We start from the raw sequence: 16,533 nt of genomic DNA, 5'->3' as shown, positions 1-16,533 counted from the left end.
GTGCTTGCCCGCGACTCAAGCAGCGCGGTGTAACGGATACACCGCAGAGCACTCATCGCGAGCAAGCCCGCTCCCACAGTCAGATGCAACTTAGCCCTGAGGGGCTAGCAGCACTTGGGCCCACCCTTGCCGCCGTAACGGGCTTCCTGGCGTTCGCGGAAGAACGCCTCGTAGCTCATGACAGGCTTGTCCGGGTGCTTGGTTTGCATATGCTCGACGTAGTTGTCGTAGTCGGGCATGCCGACCATCAGGCGCGCGGCCTGACCGAGGTATTTACCGAGGCGACTCAGGTCATTGAACATGATTGCAACCCTCTGTTATGCATCCGGCATGACTTGGTACGGCGACTCTTTATCCGTACGTACTTTACTGCCCCATGCTGCCACGCCCACCTTGATCGCAAAGAACAGAATGCTGAACACCACGAACAGGAACAGCACGGTCAGACCGGCGTTGGTGTAGGCGTTGATGATCACGTGCTGCATCTGGTCGATGTTTTTCGCCGGGGCAATGACTTGGCCCGCTTCCAGCGCAGTGCTGTACTTGTTGGCCAGGGCCAGGAAGCCGACCGCAGGGTTGGCGTCGAACAGCTTGATAAAACCTGCAACGGTGGTGCAGATCAGCAGCCAGATCGCTGGCAGCATGGTCACCCAAATGTAGCGTTGACGCTTCATTTTGATCAGCACAACGGTTGCCAGCATCAGCGCGATACCCGCCAGCATCTGGTTAGAGATACCGAACAGCGGCCACAGGGTGTTGATGCCGCCCAATGGATCGATCACGCCCTGATAAAGCAGGTAACCCCACATCGCTACACAAAGGCCTGTTGCCAGCATGTTGGCGCCCCAGGACTCGGTGCGCTTGAGTGCAGGCACAAAGCTGCCCAGCAAGTCTTGCAGCATAAAGCGACCGGCACGGGTACCGGCGTCAACCGCCGTCAAGATAAACAGGGCTTCAAACAAAATGGCGAAGTGATACCAGAACGCCATTGTGTTTTCGCCCGGCAACACGTTATGCAGGATCTGAGCGATACCCACAGCCAGTGTCGGTGCGCCGCCGGCACGGGCCAGAACGGTGGTTTCACCAATATCCTTGGCCAGTGCGGTCAGTGCATCCGGGGTAATTGCAAAGCCCCAGCTGCTAACGGTTTGCGCAACAGTCACCACATCACCGCCGACGATGGCCGCCGGGCTGTTCATGGCGAAGTACACGCCCGGCTCGATGACCGAAGCGGCAACCATGGCCATGATGGCCACGAAGGACTCCATCAACATCGCGCCGTAGCCGATGTACCGGGAGTTGCATTCGTTATCCAGCAACTTGGGTGTAGTACCCGAAGAAATCAGTGCGTGGAAACCCGATACCGCACCGCAGGCAATGGTGATGAACAGGAACGGGAACAGACCGCCTTTCCAGACTGGGCCAGTACCGTCGGTAAACTGGGTCAATGCTGGCATTTTCAGCTCAGGCATGGTGACCAGAATGCCGATGGCCAGTGCCACGATGGTGCCGATTTTAAGGAAGGTCGACAGGTAGTCACGCGGTGCCAGAACCAGCCAAACCGGCAGCACGGCTGCAACAAAACCATAACCGATCAGCATCCAGGTGATCTGCGTACCGGTGAAGGTAAACACCGGAGCCCATTCAGGGCTTGCCGCAATCTGGCCCCCCAGCCAGATCGAGCCGAGCAACAGCAGCACACCGACAATGGAGATCTCACCGATGCGGCCCGGGCGGATGTAGCGCATGTAAATGCCCATGAACATCGCAATCGGGATGGTCGCCATCACGGTGAACATGCCCCACGGGCTTTCGGCCAGGGCCTTGACCACGATCAGCGCCAGCACCGCCAGGATGATGATCATGATCAGGAAGCAACCAAACAGCGCGATGGTGCCCGGGATCTTGCCCATTTCCTCACGCACCATGTCGCCCAAAGAGCGACCGTTGCGGCGAGTGGACATGAACAGGACCATGAAGTCCTGCACCGCACCGGCCAGAACAACACCGGCGATCAGCCAGAGCGTGCCCGGCAGATAGCCCATTTGCGCGGCCAAAACCGGCCCCACCAACGGTCCGGCGCCAGCGATGGCGGCGAAGTGGTGACCAAAAAGAATGTGCTTGTTGGTCGGCACATAGTCCAGACCATCGTTGTTGAGCACTGCAGGCGTAGCGCGACTGGGGTCGAGCTGCATCACCTTGGTGGCAATAAACAGGCTGTAATAACGGTAAGCAACCAGATAAATGGCAACCGCTGCCACTACGATCCACAAGGCGTTGATCGCCTCGCCCCGGCGTAACGCAACTACGCCAAGGGCGCAGGCTCCTACAATTGCCAGCACCAGCCACGGAATGTGGCGTAGCAGGCTATTTTTATTATTCATTTTTTAATTCCGGCCAGTTGGACAAGAAAGACTGCCCCCGGAGTTTAGCGCTCTTGGCTCTAAAGACCAGCCCCTAACGTTGGTCTAGAGCCTTCTTTTGTGGGTTTGTCTTGCCTGACGCTCAGATAAACCGCTTATGTAAATCAGGGAATACAAGTTGCGCAAACCACACCGGAAACCCCGGATGGATAAGCCGCGACTTTGGTGAGGGGCTGTCTACCACACCCAAGTGCACCAACAGTTTCAACTGGTTGATTGCCGTTCTTTCACCCAAGCCCATATAGACCTTGAAGTCGTTACGCAGCACCGCGCCCTGGGTAATAAGGATATGCAGTGCGCGGGCGGTTTCTGGCTTGATGCCCGCAGCGATAAAACGTTCATCGAAGACCACGGCACGCTCAAGACGAGAACGCAGTGCATCGCGATCCAGTGCGTCCAGCATATAGGTCATTTGGTCGATACAAGTGCGCAGCATAAAGCGCACAAATGCTTGCAAGGCCTTCAAGGACAATTGCCCACGGCCGTCCAGATCGCCCTGACGATGTTGATCCGCCATGGCCAAATGCTGGTAATAGGCCTCATGATTACGGGCCAACCCTCTGGATAAAGACCATAACGGTGACGCGAGTCCCAGCTTCAATAACTGCAGATGAGTGATCATCCTCACCACCCGACCATTGCCATCTGGAAAAGGTTGAACCCAAGCCAGACGATGGTGATAGCCCAGTGCTGCAATCAAGCGATAACGCGGATCTGCAACCCGCCCATAAACGACTTGCATCCGCTCAAGCATGAGACGTATAGCTTGATAAGCAGGCGCATCGTGCTGACCGACCGAGACGTTGAGTTGGGCAATATCTCTGAGTTGTCCGGGCACCATGGGTGTATCCAGACCCTGGATCCGAAGTTCTTGCTCACTCGCATCACGAAAGAGTCCGCGATGAACAAGGGAAACAAAACTCACCGAAAACAGATTCCGCCAGTCTGGACCACCGTCCCTGTCAATGATTCGCTCAAGTGCTCGCTGAACATGGACATGGGAAGTTGCGATTTCAGTCAACTGCTTGGCTGAGCGCTTGATACGAGCCTTTTGCTCTATCACCTTGGGCTCGGTGTACTGCCCTTCGATAAGGTTCGAATAAAAGCTGTTGGTCAGCTGTAACAGTTGACCAATACGTTCAGCGGTCTCGCCAGGGTAAAGACCTTCAAGGCGGCCTTTTAATGTCAGCATCTGATCCGCCATCTCGACCATATCAGCCGGAATCGGGTCGAATAACAGAGGTTCAAGCCAGCTAACGGTGTCGTAAAGCTCAGTCATGGCGGACTCTTTTGCAGATTTATTAGCACATCGTATTTATAGACTAAAGCCTATAAATACAGGCCAAAACCGACATTAACAGACAACTAAAAACCTGACTATTGCAGATTTTTTTACAGATATGAAACCCTATTCAAACAACGCATCCAGTGCCTGCTCAAGGCGGGTCACACCGATGACCTTCAAGCCCGGCGGAGACTCTTTGGGGGCGTTGCCCTTGGGCACGATGGCACGCTTGAAACCGTGCTTGGCCGCTTCTTTAAGCCGCTCCTGACCGCTGGGTACCGGGCGCACTTCGCCGGACAAGCCAACCTCACCAAACACCAGCAGATCATGGGGCAGCGGTCGATTGCGCAGACTGGACATCACCGCCGCCATCAGCGCCAGGTCGGACGCGGTTTCCAGCACCTTGACCCCGCCCACCACGTTAAGGAATACATCCTGATCATGAGTGGGAATACCGCCGTGGCGATGCAGGACAGCCAGCAGCATGGCCAGTCGATTCTGATCCAGACCCAGGGTCACACGGCGCGGGTTGGACATATGGCTGTCGTCCACCAGTGCCTGCACTTCCACCAGCATGGGACGGGTGCCCTCCCAGGTGGCCATGACGACGCTGCCCGGCACTTCTTCCTGAGCACGGGTAAGAAAAATAGCTGACGGGTTGGAGACTTCTTTCAGGCCTTTGTCGGTCATGCCGAACACACCCAGCTCGTTGACCGCGCCAAACCGATTTTTCACTGCGCGCAACAGACGCAAGCGACCGTCAGACTCACCCTCGAAATACAGCACGGTGTCGACCATATGCTCCAGCACCCGCGGTCCGGCCAGCGCACCCTCTTTGGTCACGTGGCCCACCAGGAAAATGGCCGTGCCGCTCGACTTGGCATAACGCACCAGCAATGCCGCACTTTCTCGCACCTGGGACACACCGCCCGGCGCCGACTGCAGTTGCTCGGTGAAGATGGTCTGGATTGAGTCGATCACCATGACCTTGGGTTTTTCGAGCTTGGCGGTGGCGATGATGTTTTCGATACAGGTTTCGGTCATCACCTTGAGCTGATCCTGGGGCAGCCCCAGGCGTCGGGCGCGCATGGCCACTTGCTGCTGGGACTCTTCGCCAGTGACATACAGCGCAGGCATGCGCGTAGCCATCTGACACAAGGTTTGCAGCAAGATAGTGGACTTGCCGATACCCGGGTCACCGCCGATCAACACCACCGAACCATCGACCAGACCGCCCCCGAGCACCCGATCCAGCTCACCGGAAGCGGTGGAGAAGCGCGGGATTTCTGCAATGCTGACTTCGGCCAGGGTTTTGATCTGGGCCTGTTGCCCTGTCCAGCCGGTACGGCCACTGGGCGGCGCGGCGCCGCCGCTTTCTACAATGGTCTCGACCAGGGTGTTCCAGACGCCGCACTCGCCGCACTGCCCTGCCCACTTGGGAAAGGTTGCGCCGCACTCTGTGCAGCCGTAAATGCGCTTGGGCTTGGCCATCTGAACTCCAGGGAAAAAACGCGATGATAGCCCACTGAGCTTTGATCAGTGCGGCGCGGGCATGATCTGCCATGCTGAATTACACTGCACCCACCAACTTCATCTGTAACAAGGAATATCCAATGAGCGTGATAAGTGAGTTCAAGGCCTTCGCGGTCAAAGGGAACGTGGTCGATATGGCCGTCGGTATCATCATCGGCGCGGCATTTGGCAAAATCGTTTCGTCCTTCGTGGGTGACGTGGTCATGCCACCGCTGGGCCTGTTGATTGGCGGTGTGGACTTCAGTGACCTGGCCATTACGCTGAAAGCGGCCGTTGGCGATGCCCCGGCCGTGGTCGTGGCATATGGCAAATTCATCCAGAGCGTGATCGACTTTATCATCGTCGCGTTTGCCATCTTTATGGGTGTAAAGGCAATCAACCGCCTGAAGCGCGAAGAGGCAGTCGCGCCAAGCGCCCCGCCTCTTCCTTCTAAAGAAGAAGAACTGCTGGGCGAAATTCGTGACCTGCTTAAAGTTCAAAACAACCGACCTTAACTGCCCAACATGAATAACGGCGCCCCAGGGCGCCGTTATTTATTTCATGCTGCTCGACATATAAAACTTACACTACCAGTAGTTCTCAACAGCAACTTGTCCGGGCCGACGACTCAGGCTCAACTGCATGTCACGGGCCTTCAACAACTTGCGTGTGTCATCAATCATTTGCGGATTGCCACATAACATCACCCGCGAATGTTCGCGGGTCAGATCAACACCCGCCGCCTGCTCAAGTTCACCGTTTTCGATCAAGGTGGTCATTCGCCCGTTCAATGCACCGGGCACTCGCTCACGGGTGACGATCGGAACATACACAAACTTGTGTGCATACTCAGCAAGGTAATCACGGGAAAATAAGCCTGCGATGAGATCCTGATAGGCCAGTTCGCGCGCTTCGCGGGCACTGTAAACCAGCACAATGCGCTCGAATTTTTCCCATACTTCAAAATCCTGGAGGATCGACAGGAACGGTGCAATGCCGGTCCCCGTTGCCAGCAACCACAGATCACGCCCGTCAACAAAACGATCCAGGGTCAAAAAACCAAATGCCTGGCGCTCCACCAGCAAGGTGTCACCCACTTCAAGACGACTGAGCTCACTGGTGAACTCTCCCCCCGGTACCACAATCGAAAAGAACTCCAAGAACTCGTCATGGGGTGAAGAGACCATGGAATAGGCGCGCCAAACCGTACTGCCATCCGCCTTGGTCACGCCAAGCCTTGCAAACTGGCCTGCGGTAAAGCGAAAGCCCGGGTCGCGAGTGGTACGCAATGTGAACAGGCTGGGGGTCAGCGGTGTGACATCGAGAAGCGTCTGCTGGGTAAATTTTTCTGCGCTGGCAGTCATGGGGCACTCCATTGACGAATGCCTCTAGTGTCGCCTAAAGACGCCTGGAGAAACACCGATGGTTTGTGATGGCTTTGAGACAGCCTTCCAGGGGCAAACAAGGGGTCGCCGACAAGGTTCGTATTAATTAACTCACACAGTGCCCGGATCCAATTTATCTAAAGCAACACACAGCTATATATATAAACCCGAAAAAGCATAATTAAACTCACTGTTTAAATTATCACCCGCATCTATAAACACGCCATACTACCCACCCCCTATTTATATTTTGTAACCAACAACAACATTTCAAACACCATCTAGAATAAACTTAGTAACACACCGCCTATTGCCACCCACTTACTGTCGGGCCGCCGGAGCGCCTTATGACCGCACATCATTTAATCAACCAGAACCAACACTTCGCCTGCAGAAGCGAAGCTGAATTGGGTTCCGACACACTCAAACGAATAGAAGAGTACGGCTTTAATTATTTCTTCTTTCGCACGATCCCTCGACATGGCAATGTAATAACGAATAGTAAAGTATTAACAAACTATCCAAATGATTATGTCGAGCGGTATGAAAAAGGGCCTCTTACGCAAAAAAATCCACTCATGACTCACTGCCAACTATCGATCCTGCCCATTATTTGGAGCGCCGATGTTTTTCGTGATGCTCCCGACCAGTGGAAAGCCACCCAAACCTGCGGGCTGACCTATGGCTGGTCGCAGTCGGTGCATGACCCCAATGGCGCAGTGAGCATGTTGAGCCTTGCCAGAAAAGACCCTCCTGTGTCGCAGGACGAGTTTTCGGGCAAAGCTGCCAGCGTGCTGTGGCTGTGCAATCAGTTACACAGCGCCATGCTCGAACGCTTCCACCTGCGCCATAGGCTGACGATCAACATCATGCGTTTGTCCGAACGTGAGTTGGAAGTCCTCAAGTGGACTGCCGAAGGCAAAATCGCTTCCGACATTGCCATGATTCTGAGCCTGAGCACCCGCACCGTGAACTTCCATATCAGTGGTGCAATGAAAAAACTGGGGGCCAGCAACAAAACCTCGGCCGTGGTCATGGCGGCCAGGTTTGGCCTGCTGTAAACGGACACTGCGCTAAAGTGGATAAACCCGTCAGGCAATCTGCGGCAAAAAAAAGTAAAATCACGCCTACCTGTAAAACCACGGACTCCTCTGTTTGCCAGCCTCCCCCTCAGGGGCAAGACATGCAGTTGTCGATTCCTCAGAGTTTGTATAAATGCCTGTGCTAGAAAGCCCCTTCGCCCAACTTCGCCTGATCCGCCAACCCGAGCAGCAAAACGAGCCCTTGCAGGCCTTTGATGCGGCAGATGAGTATTTGCTTAATCACCTGGCTGAGCAGGCGTTGCCCGCAAACAGCCGGGTGCTGGTGCTCAATGACAGTTTTGGTGCCCTGGCGGTCAGTCTGGTCAACACCCTGCATGTCACCAGCAGCAGCGACTCCTTTCTCGCCATTCAGGCGCTGGAAAAGAATCTGGTGCGCAATGGCCATGCTTACGATGCGGTATCGATCATCCCTGCCAGCCAGCCTCTGGTCGGGCCTTTCGACTGTGTACTGGTGCGTGTTCCCAAGACCCTGGCGCTGCTTGAAGAGCAACTGATCCGCCTGCAAGGCCAATTGGCACCCGGAGCACAGGTCATCGCAGGCGCGATGGTCAAACACTTGCCCCGCGCCGCAGGCGATCTGCTGGAGCGCTACATTGGCCCGGTACAGGCCTCGCTGGCGGTCAAAAAAGCCCGTTTGCTGGTGTCCACGTCCCAGGCCCTGGGGCCATTTACATCGCCGTACCCCACGCGCTATCGACTGGAAAGGCCGGCCATCGAGCTGCTCAACCACGCCAACGTGTTCTGCCGCGAAGACCTCGATATCGGCACTCGGGCATTCCTGCCCCACCTGCCAAAAAACCTGGGCACTGCACGGGTTGCCGACCTGGGCTGCGGCAATGGTGTACTGGCCATTGCCAGCGCGCTGAATAACCCGCAAGCGCAGTACACGCTGGTCGATGAGTCGTTCATGGCCGTGCAGTCTGCCCGCGAGAACTGGCAAGCCGCATTGGGTGATCGCGAGGTCATTGTGCGGGCTGACGACGGTTTGGCGAGCCAGGCACCGGACTCACTGGACGTAGTGCTGTGCAATCCGCCGTTCCATCAGCAACAAGTGGTGGGAGACTTTCTGGCCTGGCGCATGTTCCAGCAGGCCCGTGAGGCGCTGGTAGTGGGGGGTGCGCTGTACATCGTCGGCAACCGTCATCTGGGCTATCACAGCAAGCTGGCCAAACTGTTTCGGGGCGTCGAACAAGTGGCCGCCACTCCCAAGTTTGTGATCCTCAAGGCGCGCAAGTAATAAAAAAACCCGCCTGGGCGGGTCATAAAACCGTAGCCGCAAGGCTACGGGATGGGAAGTCAGTGGCTCTTCATGCCTGCGGCGGTCATGAACAGGCGGATCAGCCAGGCAAATACTGCCAGGCTCGCCACACTGGCGGTCCAGATCACCAGCAACCAGCCAATGCGTTGCCACAAGGGCTTTTTTTCGCACTCTTGAACGTCGTTTAGATAATCCTTGCCGGCCATGTTCGGGCCTCCTCTGGGGAAAAGGCTGTGGCCCTCAGGCCACAGCGGCATGTACGACTAGTGATAACCGTCTTCGTGAGTCACCTTGCCGCGGAACACGTAGTAGCTCCAGAAGGTGTAACCGAGAATAAACGGGATGATAAACAAGGTGCCTACCAGCATGAAGCCCTGGCTTTGGGGTGGTGCCGCTGCATCCCAGATCGAGATCGAAGGCGGGATGATGTTCGGCCACAAGCTGATACCCAGACCGCTGTAACCCAGGAAGATCAACACCAGGGTCAACAGAAACGGCGTGTAGTGAGCCTTGCGCGCTATCGCCTTGAGCAGACCATACATCGTCACCAAGACCAGGATCGGCACCGGCAAGAACCAGAACAGGTTCGGCAGTGTGAACCAGCGTGCAGCAATGTCAGTGTGCGCCAGTGGCGTCCACAGGCTGACGATGCCCATCAGCACCAGTACGGCCAACGCCAGCGGGCGACCCAGCTTGTGCATGCGCTCCTGCAAGTGGCCTTCGGTTTTCATGATCAGCCAGGTGCAGCCAAGCAATGCATAGGCCACGATCAGGGCAATCCCGCAGAACACAGTGAACGGTGAAAGCCAGTCCAGCCCGCCCCCCGCATACTGACGGTTAACCACCGGAATCCCATCAATGAAGGCCCCCAGCGCCACCCCCTGGAAGAAGGTTGCCACCAGCGAGCCGCCAATAAAGGACTTGTCCCAGAGATGGCGTTTTTCTGGCCGTGCCTTGAAGCGGAACTCAAAGGCGACGCCCCGAAAGATCAACCCCATCAGCATCAGCATCAGTGGCAGGTACAGTGCCGACAACACGACCGAGTAGGCCAGCGGGAAGGCACCAAACAATGCCGCGCCGCCCAGTACCAACCAGGTTTCGTTACCGTCCCAGACAGGGGCGACCGTATTCATCATCACATCGCGGTCGCTCTCGCCCTTGATAAAGGGAAAGAGGATGCCGATCCCGAGATCGAAACCATCCATGACCACATACATCATGATCCCGAAGATGATGATGATTGCCCAGATAAGTGGCAGATCAATACCCATGACTCAATTCCCCTTAGTCAGGCTGTCGCTGTGGCCTTCATCTGTACCCTCATGGGCCGCAGACAGAGGACGGGCAGGCGTGCGTTGCTGGCCTGGGCCACCGTGGGTGTCTTCTTCGCCTTCGTGGGTAATCGGACCTTTGCGTACCAGACGCATCATGTAACCCAGACCCGCACCAAACAGCGCGAAATACACCACGACAAACATGACCAGCGTGACGCTCATTTGCATGACGCTGTGGTTGGACGACGCATCCGAAGTGCGCATCAGCCCGTAAACCACCCACGGCTGGCGACCGATCTCGGTGGTGAACCAACCCGCAAGGATCGCGATCAGGCCCGATGGTCCCATCCACAGCACCATACGCAGGAACCAGCGGTTCTCGTACAGGGTGCCGCGCCTGCGCAGCCATACGCTCCAAAGCCCGACGAAGATCATCAACATGCCCAGCGCCACCATGATGCGGAAGCTAAAGAACACGATGGTCGAGTTGGGGCGATCCTCTGGCGGGAACTCCTTCAACGCAGGGATTTGCTTGTCCAGGCTGTGCGTCAGAATCAGGCTGCCCAGGTACGGGATCTGAATCTTGTAGTCCGTGGTTTCGGTCTTCATGTTCGGGATACCAAACAGAATCAGCGGCGTTGGCTCACCGGGTTTGTTTTCCCAGTGACCTTCCATGGCCGCGATTTTTGCTGGCTGATACTTGAGGGTATTCAAACCGTGGGCATCACCGATCAGCGCCTGTACCGGCGCAACCACCAGGGCCATCCACATGGCCATCGAGAACATGCGGCGAATGGCCGGCGTGTTACGACCGCGCAACAGATGCCAGGCCGCTGACGCGCCGACGAAAAATGCCGTGGCGACAAAGGCGGCCGTGGCCATATGCGCCAGACGGTAAGGGAACGAAGGGTTGAAAATGACCGCCAGCCAGTCCACCGGAATCACTCGACCATCGATGATTTCGAAGCCTTGCGGGGTTTGCATCCAGCTGTTGGAGGCCAGGATCCAGAAGGTAGAGACCAGCGTTCCCAGGGCCACCATCGCGGTCGAGAAGAAGTGCATCCCCCGGCCCACGCGATTCCAGCCAAACAGCATGACGCCCAGAAAACCCGCTTCAAGGAAGAATGCAGTCAGTACTTCATAGGTCAGCAGCGGCCCGGTAACAGCACCGGCAAAATCCGAGAACCTCGACCAGTTCGTGCCGAACTGGTAGGCCATGACCAGGCCCGATACAACGCCCATGCCGAAGTTGACGGCGAAAATCTTCGACCAAAAGTGGTACAGGTCGCGGTAGGTATCGTCACGGGTTTTCAGCCACATGCCTTCGAGCACCATCAAATAACTGGCGAGACCGATGGTAATGGCGGGAAAAATGATGTGGAACGATATGGTAAACGCGAACTGAATTCGGGCGAGCTCGAGAGCATCCAAACCGAACATAAGTCTTCCTCTATCAGGTATCAGGTCGTTGAGGACCCAGACTTCGCGCCTGAATCCAACTACCCTGCACGCCGTGGCCACCGCGAATCGCTGCTCGCTTTCAAAACCACAACACCAAGGGATCTGGCCGGCTGGCCACTCAGACAAAAACCCAAAGGCTTTGATCTGGATCAAGCATGGATGAAAGAGTAGTCCATTCCTGACACACGGCTAATGTGGTTTGTTGTCGCGTGACACGATGCCTCAGGCCTTGATATAGACCGTTGCAAGAACCACAAGGAATCGCGCAAAAGCCCTGTTTGACCCAACGTGGGGCGCTGGGGATATGTGATATTTCGAGTCATTATTTGTTACAAGACAATGATAATCTCAACGTCCCCCCACCCTCGGCCACGACCTCTTTTAAATGACCAGCCAGCCCCTTCTGCTCCGCCATCACCGGCCATTTGTGGCCTTCTGGTTTGCCCGTATCTTCACCGCCAGTGCATTTCAAATGCTCACCGTGGCCATCGGCTGGAACCTCTACCAACTGACTGGCAACGTGATGGACCTGGGATGGGTGGGCTTGATCGAGTTCGCGCCGCGCCTGCTGTTTATGCTGCACACCGGGCATGTGGCCGACCGCTATGATCGTCGCAGAGTGGCGGCCCTGTGCCAGTCGCTACAGGCAATGATCGCCCTGACATTGGCCATCAGCAGCGCAGGCGATCACATCACCCGGGAAATGATCTTTATCCTGGCGTTTTTGCTGGGTGCCGCCCGCTCCTTCGAAATGCCCGCCACCCAGGCGCTGCTGCCTTCGATCGTGCCGGTTGAGCTGTTTCCGCGCGCAGTGGCGGCGGCACAAGCGGCGCAACAATCGGCCACCATTGTCGCGCCAGCGTTTGGGGGCTTGTTGTATGCGTTTGGCAGCGTCTGGGTGTATGGCCCGAGCGTTGCGCTGTATCTGATTGCGGCACTGCTGATGAGTAACCTCCCCGCCCGCCAGTTGCCGCTGAACAAAGCCAAGGCCACGCTGGACTCCCTGCTCGCGGGCATTCGCTTCATTCGCAGTCGCCCTGACGTCCTCGGCGCCATCTCCCTGGATCTGTTTGCCGTCCTGCTGGGCGGGGCCACGGCGCTGCTGCCTGTGTTTGCCAAGGATATTTTGCTGACCGGCCCCTGGGGCCTGGGCATGCTGCGCTCGGCACCGGCGGTCGGCGCCCTGCTGATGTCATTGTGGCTGGCCAGATTCGCGGTGGAGCGCAAGGTGGGGCGCGTCATGTTTACCGCGGTGGGGATATTCGGGGTCGCCACCATCGCGTTCGGCCTGTCGACCTCGTTCTGGTTTTCAATGGCAGTGCTGGTGGTTCTTGGCGCGGCGGACATGATCAGCATGGTGATCCGCGCCTCGTTCGTGCAACTGGAGACCCCGGATGAAATGCGTGGCCGGGTGAGCGCGGTCAACGGATTGTTTATCGGCGCGTCCAACCAGCTGGGGGAATTCGAATCCGGAGTGACGGCCCACTGGCTGGGCACAGTGCCCGCCGTGGTGTTGGGCGGGGTTGGCACGCTGGTCGTCACCGGGCTGTGGATAAAACTGTTCCCGGGGCTGGCCAACCGGGACCGGATGGTGGAAGAGCACAAAACCCTGTAGTGCTGCCGCAGGCTGCGATAAGGGCCGAAGGACCTTCGTTCTTTAAAAAGAGCGGCTCCTGCGGGCCCGATCGCAACCTGCGGCAGCGACTACAGGTGAGGATCTCACTTTATATATAGCCGCACACCCAGCCGGTTGTGCGGCGGCACCAGCGAGGTGTTGCTGAACTCGAACCAGCCACCGTCCTTGTTGCCCAGGTCAAAGGTATACACGTGCCCCACCGTGGTGCCCGCACCGTTGCAGGCCACCAGCCCCTCGCCCTGGTTACAGACCGCAGCCCGCACACCGTCCACTTCCTGGCCATCGAGCGTGACATTCGGCTGGCCGCCGTAACCGCGCTCCAGCACATAGACCTTGATACCAGGGCCCTTGTGGTCGCAGCGGGTCTGCTCACGACCATCGGACACATCCTCTACAGCGCAGGAAACAGACGCCACTTTAAGAATTTCCAGGGTGCTCAGGGGTGTCGCGGGCGCGGCGCTGATCGCGGCACTTATAAGGAAGCCGACACAGGCTGAAATCGACGTGATGACGTGCTTCATGGATCCCTCCTAAAACTGGCACGCAGTATGCCTGCGACATCAAGGTTATAAAACAAGGCCCAGCAGGGTAACCAAAGCAGCCATATGTACGAGCTGCTGGTATGATGCGCGGCTTTTTCCGACAGACAGAAATTCTTCAGACGGTCCACGTCTGTGCTTTGCTGTTGAAAACGATTTAATCACGGCGCATTTGGCGCCACGGGGACTGGCATGCTGGAAAGGCTGTTTCAACTCAAAGCACACAACACCAATGTGCGTACCGAGATTCTTGCGGGTATCACCACCTTCCTGGCGATGGCCTACATCCTGTTCGTCAACCCGAGCATTCTCGGCGAGACGGGCATGGACAAAGGCGCCATATTTGTTGCCACCTGTCTGGCGGCGGCTATCGGTTCGGCGACCATGGGCATTATCGCCAACTACCCGATTGCACTGGCACCGGGCATGGGCCTGAACGCCTTCTTCACCTACACCGTGGTGCTGCACTTGGGCCACACCTGGCAGGTAGCGCTGGGGGCGGTGTTTATCTCGGCGGTGCTGTTCTTCCTGTTGTCGATCTTTCGCATCCGCGAATGGATCATCAACAGCATCCCCCTGCCACTGCGTTCGGCGATTGCCGCCGGTATCGGCCTGTTCCTGGCGCTGATTGCCCTGGGTAACGCCGGTATCGTGGTTGCCAACAAGGCAACCCTGGTCGGCATGGGCGATCTGGCTCAGCCAAAAGTGATCCTGGCCTCCCTGGGCTTTGCCCTGATTGTTGCCCTTGAGGCAATGAAAGTCCGCGGCGCGGTGCTGATCGGCATTCTGGCCGTGACCATTGCTTCCATTGCAATGGGCGTCACCGATTTCGGTGGCGTCGTGTCGATGCCACCTTCCCTGGCCCCGACCTTCCTGCAACTGGACATCAAGGGGGCTCTGGACATCGGCCTGATCAGCGTGATCTTCGCCTTCCTGTTCGTTGACCTGTTCGACAACTCCGGCACATTGATCGGCGTCGCCAAGCGCGCTGGCTTGATGGGCAAAGACGGCCACATGCCAAAAATGGGCCGCGCCCTGATCGCTGACAGCACCGCGGCCATGGCCGGTTCGTTGCTGGGTACTTCGACCACCACCAGCTACATCGAGTCGGCGGCAGGCGTGAGCGCCGGTGGCCGTACCGGTCTGACGGCCATCGTGGTCGGCATCATGTTCCTGCTGGCGTTGTTCTTCTCGCCATTGGCCGCCAGCGTTCCAGCCTTCGCCACCGCACCTGCGCTGATGTTTGTTGCCGTGCTGATGATGAGCGGCCTGGCCGAAATCGAATGGGACGACGTCACCGTTGCCGCACCGGTGGTGATCACCGCACTGGCCATGCCGTTTACCTACTCCATCGCCAACGGCATTGCCTTCGGCTTTATTTCCTGGACCGTGATCAAGCTGCTGTCGGGCCGCGCCCGTGAGCTGAATGCGCCGCTGATCATTCTGTCGGTTCTGTTTGTCGTCAAGCTAGGTTGGTTTCCTGCATGAGTGCTCTGCCATTTGATCCTGCTGCCTACGCCGTTGAGCTTGAGGCCAAGGCCAATCGTCTGCGCGAGTTGCTGGCGCCTTTCGATGCGCCAGAACCCCAGGTGTTCGATTCGCCCCTGAAGCACTTTCGTCTGCGGGCCGAATTTCGCCTGTGGCGCGAAGGGGGCGAGCGTCACTACGCCATGTTCGCGCAAGATGACAAGCGCACACCGATCCTGATCGAAGAGTTTCCGATTGCCAGCCTGCGCATCAACCAATTGATGCCCCAACTCAAGGCCGCCTGGAAAGCCAGCTCAGCCCTGAGCCACAAGCTGTTCCAGGTTGAGTTCCAGACCACCCTGGCAGGCGATGCGATGGTCACTCTGTGCTATCACCGCCCGCTGGACGAGCACTGGCAAACCGCTGCCGAGCAGTTGGCCAAAGACCTCGATATCAGCGTGATCGGCCGCTCCAAGGGCAAACGTGTCGTGATCGGCCGCGATCATGTGGTCGAAGCGCTGGAAGTGGCGGGTCGCACCTTCACTTATCAACAGCCCGAAGGCGCGTTCACCCAGCCCAATGGCACGGTCAACCAGAAGATGCTCAATTGGGCATACGAAGCGCTGGGCGAACGTTCGGATGATCTGCTGGAACTGTATTGCGGCAACGGCAACTTCACCCTGCCGCTGGCAACTCGCGTGCGCAAAGTGCTGGCTACCGAAATCAGCAAGACATCGGTGTACGCCGCGCTCAACAACCTGCGCGACAACGCTGTGGATAACGTCACGCTGGTGCGCCTGTCGGCAGAAGAACTGACCGAAGCCCTGAATGAAGTACGTCCATTCCGTCGCTTGCAGGGTATTGACCTGAAAAGCTACGAGTTCGGCAGCGTTTTCGTTGACCCGCCGCGTGCGGGCATGGACCCGGACACCTGCGAACTGACACGCCGCTTCGATAACATCCTGTATATCTCGTGCAACCCTGCAACATTGGCCGAGAACATCGCCCAACTGCACGATACTCACCGGATTGAGCGCTGCGCAGTATTTGACCAATTCCCGTGGACTCACCACATGGAGTCGGGCGTGTTGCTGGTTCGCCGGTAAACACAGGTTCTGATACACCGTGTCGACCGAATCGCGGGCAAGCCCGCTCCCACAGGATCAGCGCAATACCTGTGGGAGCGGGCT

At 57.3% G+C, this 16,533-nt stretch carries 15 protein-coding genes; 6 read left to right on the top strand and 9 right to left on the bottom strand.

Annotated features, from left to right (window positions below):
- Nucleotides 1-104: 104 nt before the first annotated feature.
- From V6P94_RS06790 to radA, 4 genes are all read right to left on the bottom strand, one after another.
- A complete protein-coding gene (locus V6P94_RS06790; RefSeq protein ID WP_007937254.1) occupies nt 105-302 on the bottom strand; it encodes a YbdD/YjiX family protein in 198 nt (65 codons plus the stop codon).
- A 15-nt stretch (nt 303-317) separates the two neighbouring features.
- Complete coding sequence (locus V6P94_RS06785) at nt 318-2,384, bottom strand: carbon starvation CstA family protein (protein WP_133078609.1); 2,067 nt, start codon at nt 2,382-2,384, stop codon at nt 318-320.
- 121 nt (nt 2,385-2,505) lie between these two features.
- Nucleotides 2,506-3,702, bottom strand: a complete 1,197-nt coding sequence (locus V6P94_RS06780; protein WP_326398527.1) for a Fic family protein — start codon at nt 3,700-3,702, stop codon at nt 2,506-2,508.
- A 129-nt stretch (nt 3,703-3,831) separates the two neighbouring features.
- Complete coding sequence (radA, locus tag V6P94_RS06775) at nt 3,832-5,199, bottom strand: DNA repair protein RadA (RefSeq protein ID WP_133078610.1); 1,368 nt, start codon at nt 5,197-5,199, stop codon at nt 3,832-3,834.
- 122 nt (nt 5,200-5,321) lie between these two features.
- Between radA and mscL the strand changes: the two genes are divergently transcribed.
- Complete coding sequence (gene mscL, locus V6P94_RS06770) at nt 5,322-5,735, top strand: large-conductance mechanosensitive channel protein MscL (RefSeq protein ID WP_133078611.1); 414 nt, start codon at nt 5,322-5,324, stop codon at nt 5,733-5,735.
- A gap of 72 nt (nt 5,736-5,807) precedes the next feature.
- Here the strand turns inward: mscL and V6P94_RS06765 are convergent, their stop codons facing one another.
- Nucleotides 5,808-6,584, bottom strand: a complete 777-nt coding sequence (locus V6P94_RS06765; protein WP_133078612.1) for a ferredoxin--NADP reductase — start codon at nt 6,582-6,584, stop codon at nt 5,808-5,810.
- Nucleotides 6,585-6,952: 368 nt separating this feature from the next.
- Between V6P94_RS06765 and V6P94_RS06760 the strand changes: the two genes are divergently transcribed.
- Both V6P94_RS06760 and V6P94_RS06755 read left to right on the top strand, forming a co-directional pair.
- Nucleotides 6,953-7,666, top strand: a complete 714-nt coding sequence (locus V6P94_RS06760) for an autoinducer binding domain-containing protein (RefSeq protein ID WP_133078613.1) — start codon at nt 6,953-6,955, stop codon at nt 7,664-7,666.
- Between the two features lie 154 nt (nt 7,667-7,820).
- Nucleotides 7,821-8,945 carry a class I SAM-dependent methyltransferase gene (locus V6P94_RS06755; RefSeq protein ID WP_326398528.1) on the top strand — a complete coding sequence of 375 codons (1,125 nt, stop codon included), beginning with the start codon at nt 7,821-7,823 and terminating at the stop codon, nt 8,943-8,945.
- A gap of 59 nt (nt 8,946-9,004) precedes the next feature.
- On the opposite strand, the gene V6P94_RS06750 is transcribed toward V6P94_RS06755, so the two are convergent.
- The 3 genes from V6P94_RS06750 to V6P94_RS06740 are packed head-to-tail and all read right to left on the bottom strand — an operon-like array spanning nt 9,005 to nt 11,680.
- Entirely contained in the window at nt 9,005-9,172 is a 168-nt protein-coding gene (locus V6P94_RS06750; protein WP_133078615.1) for a DUF2474 domain-containing protein, read from the bottom strand.
- A gap of 57 nt (nt 9,173-9,229) precedes the next feature.
- Nucleotides 9,230-10,237 carry a cytochrome d ubiquinol oxidase subunit II gene (gene cydB, locus V6P94_RS06745; protein ID WP_133078616.1) on the bottom strand — a complete coding sequence of 336 codons (1,008 nt, stop codon included), beginning with the start codon at nt 10,235-10,237 and terminating at the stop codon, nt 9,230-9,232.
- A gap of 3 nt (nt 10,238-10,240) precedes the next feature.
- The gene (locus V6P94_RS06740; RefSeq protein WP_133078617.1) at nt 10,241-11,680 is read right to left on the bottom strand and encodes a cytochrome ubiquinol oxidase subunit I; all 1,440 of its coding nucleotides are present in this window, start codon (nt 11,678-11,680) and stop codon (nt 10,241-10,243) included.
- Between the two features lie 406 nt (nt 11,681-12,086).
- Between V6P94_RS06740 and V6P94_RS06735 the strand changes: the two genes are divergently transcribed.
- Complete coding sequence (locus tag V6P94_RS06735) at nt 12,087-13,316, top strand: MFS transporter (protein WP_326398529.1); 1,230 nt, start codon at nt 12,087-12,089, stop codon at nt 13,314-13,316.
- A gap of 104 nt (nt 13,317-13,420) precedes the next feature.
- Here V6P94_RS06735 and V6P94_RS06730 read toward each other — a convergent pair whose 3' ends face one another.
- The gene (locus V6P94_RS06730; RefSeq protein WP_133078619.1) at nt 13,421-13,858 is read right to left on the bottom strand and encodes a DUF4879 domain-containing protein; all 438 of its coding nucleotides are present in this window, start codon (nt 13,856-13,858) and stop codon (nt 13,421-13,423) included.
- 210 nt (nt 13,859-14,068) lie between these two features.
- Between V6P94_RS06730 and V6P94_RS06725 the strand changes: the two genes are divergently transcribed.
- Both V6P94_RS06725 and trmA read left to right on the top strand, forming a co-directional pair.
- Complete coding sequence (locus V6P94_RS06725; RefSeq protein ID WP_133078620.1) at nt 14,069-15,364, top strand: NCS2 family permease; 1,296 nt, start codon at nt 14,069-14,071, stop codon at nt 15,362-15,364.
- Nucleotides 15,361-16,449: a tRNA (uridine(54)-C5)-methyltransferase TrmA gene (gene trmA / locus V6P94_RS06720; RefSeq protein WP_326398530.1), complete on the top strand. Its 1,089-nt coding sequence runs from the start codon at nt 15,361-15,363 to the stop codon at nt 16,447-16,449. Before V6P94_RS06725 ends, trmA begins: the two co-directional genes overlap by 4 nt.
- Nucleotides 16,450-16,533: the final 84 nt, after the last annotated feature.

It is taken from the genome of Pseudomonas sp. ML2-2023-3 (assembly GCF_037055275.1).
GTDB lineage: Bacteria > Pseudomonadota > Gammaproteobacteria > Pseudomonadales > Pseudomonadaceae > Aquipseudomonas.
The sequence above is the reverse complement of the archived record's forward strand: the minus strand, read 5'-3'. Positions and strand labels throughout refer to the sequence as shown.